This is a genomic window from Paraburkholderia madseniana, from assembly GCF_009690905.1.
In the GTDB taxonomy this organism is placed as follows: domain Bacteria; phylum Pseudomonadota; class Gammaproteobacteria; order Burkholderiales; family Burkholderiaceae; genus Paraburkholderia; species Paraburkholderia madseniana.
The window spans coordinates 1-5,961 of sequence record NZ_VOSW01000203.1 but is presented as its reverse complement, the minus strand read 5'-3'; the positions used below and the strand labels follow the sequence as shown (position 1 = coordinate 5,961).

The following is a 5,961-nucleotide window of genomic DNA, read 5'->3' as shown; positions in this document are numbered from 1 at the left end:
GCGTCCAGCCTTCACCAGCTCGACCATTTGCGCCCGGAATTCCGCCGGGTACGGGGTACGATGCTTGCCCATAATCGGCACCTCCTTCTCCAAAGGATAGATGTCCGTTTTTCTGGGTCAACTTCAGTTTTTCCTGAACCCCACCGCCAGTCACAGCTGCGAATACTGCTAACTACGCCCAAAGTTTTGAGGATATTGGTTGCCACCGGGAAACTGCCGGCGCGGGCACATTCACGCGGGTTTGAGGACTGGACAAACGCTTCGCCAACAGCGAGTCAATGGCGGATTCCCGGGCATCCACGTCGACGGGCTTGGAAGGAAAAACATTCCACAGCGTGGATTTTTCTTTTGGCGGGACGCGACCGGACGCCATGACCACGGGAATCTGGGCAAGTGCGGGATAAAACTTCAGCCGTTCGCACAAGGCAATTCCGTCCATACCTGGCATGTTCCAGTCCGTGACTATCAAATCGGGAAGGTACCGCGCTGCCTTGTCGAGGGCTGCCTCCCCGCCTTCCGCGAGGAGTATGCGGTAACCGCGTCCCTCCAGGATAATCTGAAGCAGCCACAGCGAATCCACTTCATCGTCGACGAGCAGGATAGTAGACATGTAAGTAGTCCGGAGGCAACCTGATTTCCGCAACGAATATGCCTGTCAACTTTCCAGAGTTGTGTCGCTTCATCGCGCGTTGCCCAGCGTCAAGCTTGCGCAAGGCCAAAGCCCGATAACGGTGTCCAGCGTTTTTCCGTCTCAATCTGCCTGCTGGCGATGTGAACGTCACCGCACTGCTTTCGTTTCTGTCCGATACAGCGCGTCGCTCGCTCCTCCGATATCTGCCGCGAATCTGTCTGCTTGGACACGGAATTATCTGACAAAGGTCAGACGCGCTCGGCGTGCAAGCAGGCTACGAAAAGTTTCTCTATGAATTCAAAAGGCCGGCCTTTCCGGTCGATACCACAACGTCCGCGGCTTAGCAGTTACGCGGGCGCCGGCTTGAGCCGGTATGCCGACAGTGACGCTGGTCTATCGGGTGGACACCTTCGGACGAGTTATGCACAGATTTGTGAACAGATTTTGTGGGTAACTCGTGCTGTCCGCAACGCAAGTGGATAAGTCTTGACTCACATGCATGCGAACCGCTGGCCGTCGAAGCCTCGCATAGGTAGACCGATCTTAAGCGGGACCGGGAGGGATCCGCTCAAACAATTCTGTTCCCCAGGCACGATGCATGCGAAGTCGGAGGCGTCTACGAACGGCTGATCAATGTGACCGATGATACAGGCTTCAAGGAAGCTCTCGGCTTTCTGGTGACCCGCGAGATCGCACACCAGAAATCGTTCGAGAAGGCGTTGCACTCGATCCAGCCAAACTTCCCGCAAGGCAAGTTGCCGGGCGTCCCAGAATTCACCAACGTCTACTACAACATGTCCAACGGAGACGACGCGCCGCGCGGTCCGTGGAATGAAGGACCGGGCTGGGAGTTCGTCGAAATGCCGGAACCGTCAGTCGACGGTGGCGACGGCCTCGCAAATGTTCGGGTGTCTGAAAATGAAGTCGAGATGTTGAGTGCGATGGCATCGCGAACGGCTTTTGCAACTGAAACCAATCCGGTCACCGGTGCCGACCTGGGCGCCGGGAAGGATACAGCCGTATCGAAGTAAAAGCGTTAGCAGCAGAAATCAAGGTCGCCGGCACCTCTACACCGGCGACGGCGGAACCTGTTCGGTCTCAGCGCAGTGCGAGCGGGGGCGAACAGGTCGCCCCAAGATGCCGTATCACGGCGCTGTGCGCGCCTCACCACAACGGAGCCTTTATGTACCCTGATACCATGAACCAGCTTTCCCCGCGTCAACGGGACGCTGTCGTCGAAGCAGCCTTCGACTGCACTACGAAGGTCTTTGCCGGTATTGAGAGAATTGTCGAATTGAATGTCCAGACTGTGAAAACCTCATTGTCCGAGCAGCAGGCGTTGGCCGACGCGGCACTTTCTGCCCGATCCCTCAGTGAGGTAATTGATCTCCAGTCGCAGCAATTCCCGGCCTCCGTTAAAAAGACCTTCGCGTACTGGCGGCATGTCGAGGACATTGCGGTTCAAACACGAGACGGGTTCTTCGGGGTAATGGAGGAGCACTTCGGAGGTTCGCTTCAGCCGTTCGCGGAGATGTTCGACGTCACATCAGTCGGATTCGCCGCTCTGGAGCGGCTCGGCGGGTCGAGCCTGCTTGTCATGGCGCAACCGGCGACTGGCGACGCCGAGCGGGTTGCAATCGTGGACAGTTCGGGTAAGTTGGTTTCTTCGGACGATGCAAGGGGCGACTTGCACAACGATTGAATCGGCCGGCGGGCGTGCATCGCTTCATTCCGTCGGCGTAGACGCGTGAGGTTAGGAGCGCGCTACTGCGCGAGCTGTCGAGTTGCACGGCGGTCGAGCAAGAATTGCTAGCCGCCATGCGGTCTGGTACGGCCTGCGGAGCAGTTATGTCGCTGCGCACAGCTTGTTCGCCTGCGACGAGTCGACGGAACGGCCGCTGTGAGTGAGCGGTTGGTGCGCTCACAGTTGGTAGCGGTCCTATGCCAACGAGCCAATAGCGAGAGAAAACCCATGAAATCGAGCTTCGAAAACCGGGAATGCCGGGAAGATCCGACCGCAGGCCAGCACAGGCGCCTCTAGAACTGGGCGCCTGTCCACTCGCTTGTCGTGGACGATTCGTGCCCGTCGGCCGGCGCTCTGAGCGCATACCTGCAAGTCGGCGGCATGAGGGTGCGAACCCGTCTACCACAGGTCGGACGCCCCGAGGGACGCGAAGGCATGGACACCTGATTGCATTGTTCTGGATGTCGCCATGCCCGGCCTATCCGGATCAGGCGTCGCAGCGGCGCTCCGGGGAATCGGGACGACCGGAAAGAGTCCTCTTCTGGCATTTACTGCATTCGGTACCGCCGACTACATCCAGGAAATGAAGGAGGTTGGTTTCGACGCCGTCTGCCGCAAGCCTGCTGAGCTAACCCAGCTCGAAGGCATGGTCCTCAAGCTGCTCGGCCATGAATCGGTCGATGGCTTTCAGTTCGTGCCGTCCACCTCGGAGCTGGTGCCGACCCTATCCCGGCCTAGACCTGGTTGATCGACAGTAACGTGGTGTCAAAAGGAACGCGACGCGCTCAACTGCGGCTCGCCAATTGCGACCTTTTCGTCGTTCACTGTCGCCGAACGCTAGGATACGCCCCGCGATCGGCGGCACGGTGGCGCCTAATGCCAGAACAGCGCGATTAGAATGATGATGGGAATGGGTACCCCGAGCATATAAAGAAGAATTGAGCGCATGAACACCTCCTTCGGTAAATGAATTGAAGTTTCAATCAGAGCTGGCGCACGCGGCCGCCATGAGTTGCCATCAGACTCGCAGAGAATGCGCCCATCAGCAGCGAGATGAATAACCACAACGATGCGCCGATTGTGACTTTGCGTGCTTTGTCGGCGGCATCCTTAGCGGCAGCATCGAGGGCAGCGATTTTCTGCAGCAGGCGTGTGTAGGTGGTCACCACACGAGCTTTTGCAGCTTCTGGTGTAAGGCCAGTATGCTGCGCAACAAGCTGGCCTAAATAGGCAGTGTCTTCCGGCGACAGTTGATCGCCCATTGCCGCGCTGTTAAGGAAGATTCGTGCCGTTTCCGCACGCGGCATCTCGTTGCCGCCGGCTACGGTCGCGGGGGCCGCGAGTGACGAACCGGCGGGCATCCGGAACAGCGAATCGACAAAGTAGCCGAGCGGCCACGTATTCGTCGCGGCCTCTGCATTGCCGCGTTGCATCGTCCCCATCGTAATGGAGCCGCCTGCCGCGGCGGTTGTCGCGGCGGTCTGCGCGCCGGCCCGCACGGTGCCCGACACGGCCGATGTCAGTATGGCGGCGGTAACGAGCGTCGCCACGGCCCAGCTCAGGAAACCATGCGCCGTGTCCCGGAAGTGGACTTCATCGGCGTCGACGGCCAGCCAGCGGCTGCGTAACCGTCCCGCCAGATAGCCACCTAATCCTGACGTGAGAATCGAGGTGACGCATACCCATACTACAGCGGCGACACCGAACGCTTTCGCATTCGAGGCGCCCGATGACCACGGGGAAATCGACGTTAGGCCGAGGCCGGTGCCTAACGTCAGCAGGATGAGCGCGAACGCGGCCGCACCGACGCCGCCGGCGAACACGGCTCCCCATGAGAGCGCGGCCTCGTGTTGACGGACTAGCAGCGCAGGATCATTCGTGGCCAGCGTATAGTCTGCTGGATCTCTTGTGTTGTTCATTGACAGCCTCCATGAACTTGTTGATACCGCCATTGTCGATATGCCGACCCGTTCGGCATCACTGCGACGCCGTGCTGTAGCAAATCGCCTGCGTATGTCGCATTTTTTGTGCCGCTTGTGCCCGGCAGCCGTCTGTGATGCGCGTTTTGGTGTGGACGTGACTGACGCCAGATCAGGGTGTCGTCTCGTCCGTATTTCCACGTTCCGTTTCCCGACTCTGCGTACTGGCCCGTCAGGTGGTAGGCATGGGGTTTGCTCGACATAGCGTTCTACCGCAGCATTCACCCGTAGCAGCCAACCGCATGACCGAGGAGATCAGTATGGAAGCGACGAAACAGGACAAGACCAAGACCGGATCCGGCTCGCACGATGCACTGGCCTTTCTTGAAGCGGAGCATCGTTCAGTTGAAAAACTGTTCGAGGCGTTCGGGAAGGTCGGCGACGACGACCTTGACGCGAGGTCGGCGCTTGTGCAGCGCGCCTGCGAAGAGCTATCCATCCACGCGATACTCGAAGAGGAGCTGCTTTATCCGGCCGCACAGGAGGCGTTGGCCGACAGCGACAAGATCGACGTCGACGAAGCGTATATCGAGCACTTCCTCGTCAAGACGCTGATCGCGAAGTTTGAAACGCTGAAACCTTGCGACAAGGGCTTCGACGCGACCTTCAAGGTGATGAGCGAGATGGTGGGCCATCATGTCGAGGAAGAAGAGGAGGAGCTCTTCCCGGAACTGCGCAAGTCGAAATGCAATCTCCGCGCACTCGGCGAAAAGCTGGCAAAACGCAAGGCGGAGTTGCAAAGCAAGCTCGATGCAGTGGGCAGCGGATCGGTAGGCGACAAGACTGAGATGCTCTGAGTCCTGCAGCGCAATAGCAGATCGCGCACGCCAACCGGAGATAAAAAGTTCATGACGCTGAAGCAGCGGCTTCGCGGCGTGCGCAAGACGAAGCGTGACATGTTCGGCATCGCCCGATTGCGTGCCGGCCAGGAGGACATCATTCGCAGCGTGCTGGAGCGGCGTGACACACTTGCGACGGTGCCGACCGGCGCCGGCAAATCCCTCTGTTATGAATTACCGGCATTACATCTCGACGGTACGACGCTCGTCGTGTCGCCACTCATCGCCTTGATGAAGGATCAGGCGGACAAACTGCTGGCGGCGGACATCGAGTGTACGTTGGTCAACAGCACGTTGCGCAGCCGCGATGAACGGGAGGCGTTGCAGCGCATTCTGGACGGGAAGAGCGGCATCATCTTCGTCACGCTGGAGCGGCCCCGCATTCATGAAGGTATTGCGGGCGGGTGCAGGACATAACATGGGTCTGGTAGTGGTCGACGAAGCGCATTGCGTGTCGCAATGGGGCCACGACTTCCGGCCGGCGTTTCTTGAGATTGCCTGCGCCGTCAAGGCGCTCGGCCAACCGCCGGTGCTTGCGCTGACTGCGACCGCGACTCCGCCTGCGCTGGACGACATCACGCGTTTGTTGCGGATGCGCGATCCGCGCGTGGTCCGCACGGGTACGTTGCGGGATAACCTGCGTTGAACGAAACCGCTGACGCGGTAGCAGGTGGTTGGCCGGAGGCGGCGTCTTCGATACCGGTCATGGAATGTCTCCCCTTGAGTGGGACGATGGCAGTGCAGTTTGCTACCTCGTCCCTTCTGAGC

Annotated in this window: 5 protein-coding genes and 2 pseudogenes; 5 read left to right on the top strand and 2 right to left on the bottom strand. The window is 59.3% G+C overall.

Going from position 1 to position 5,961, the window contains the following annotated elements; all coding sequences use genetic code 11:
* Window positions 1-172: 172 nt before the first annotated feature.
* Complete coding sequence (locus tag FSO04_RS44765; protein ID WP_154567769.1) at window positions 173-610, bottom strand: response regulator; 438 nt, start codon at window positions 608-610, stop codon at window positions 173-175.
* A 635-nt stretch (window positions 611-1,245) separates the two neighbouring features.
* Between FSO04_RS44765 and FSO04_RS44760 the strand changes: the two are divergent.
* The 3 genes and pseudogenes from FSO04_RS44760 to FSO04_RS48125 form a co-directional block, all read left to right on the top strand.
* A pseudogene (locus FSO04_RS44760) lies at window positions 1,246-1,662 on the top strand (manganese catalase family protein); the annotation flags it as partial.
* 152 nt (window positions 1,663-1,814) lie between these two features.
* Window positions 1,815-2,333, top strand: a complete 519-nt coding sequence (locus FSO04_RS44755; RefSeq protein WP_154567767.1) for a phasin family protein — start codon at window positions 1,815-1,817, stop codon at window positions 2,331-2,333.
* A gap of 511 nt (window positions 2,334-2,844) precedes the next feature.
* A complete protein-coding gene (locus FSO04_RS48125) occupies window positions 2,845-3,123 on the top strand; it encodes a response regulator (RefSeq protein WP_233465452.1) in 279 nt (92 codons plus the stop codon).
* Between the two features lie 235 nt (window positions 3,124-3,358).
* Here FSO04_RS48125 and FSO04_RS44745 read toward each other — a convergent pair whose 3' ends face one another.
* Window positions 3,359-4,294, bottom strand: coding sequence for a hypothetical protein (locus FSO04_RS44745; protein ID WP_233465451.1), 936 nt, complete (start codon window positions 4,292-4,294; stop codon window positions 3,359-3,361).
* Window positions 4,295-4,614: 320 nt separating this feature from the next.
* On the opposite strand from FSO04_RS44745, the gene FSO04_RS44740 reads away from it, so the two are divergent.
* Both FSO04_RS44740 and FSO04_RS44735 read left to right on the top strand, forming a co-directional pair.
* On the top strand, window positions 4,615-5,151 hold the full coding sequence (locus tag FSO04_RS44740) for a hemerythrin domain-containing protein (protein WP_154567765.1): 537 nt from the start codon (window positions 4,615-4,617) through the stop codon (window positions 5,149-5,151).
* Between the two features lie 51 nt (window positions 5,152-5,202).
* Window positions 5,203-5,833: pseudogene (locus FSO04_RS44735) on the top strand (DEAD/DEAH box helicase); the annotation flags it as partial.
* Window positions 5,834-5,961: the final 128 nt, after the last annotated feature.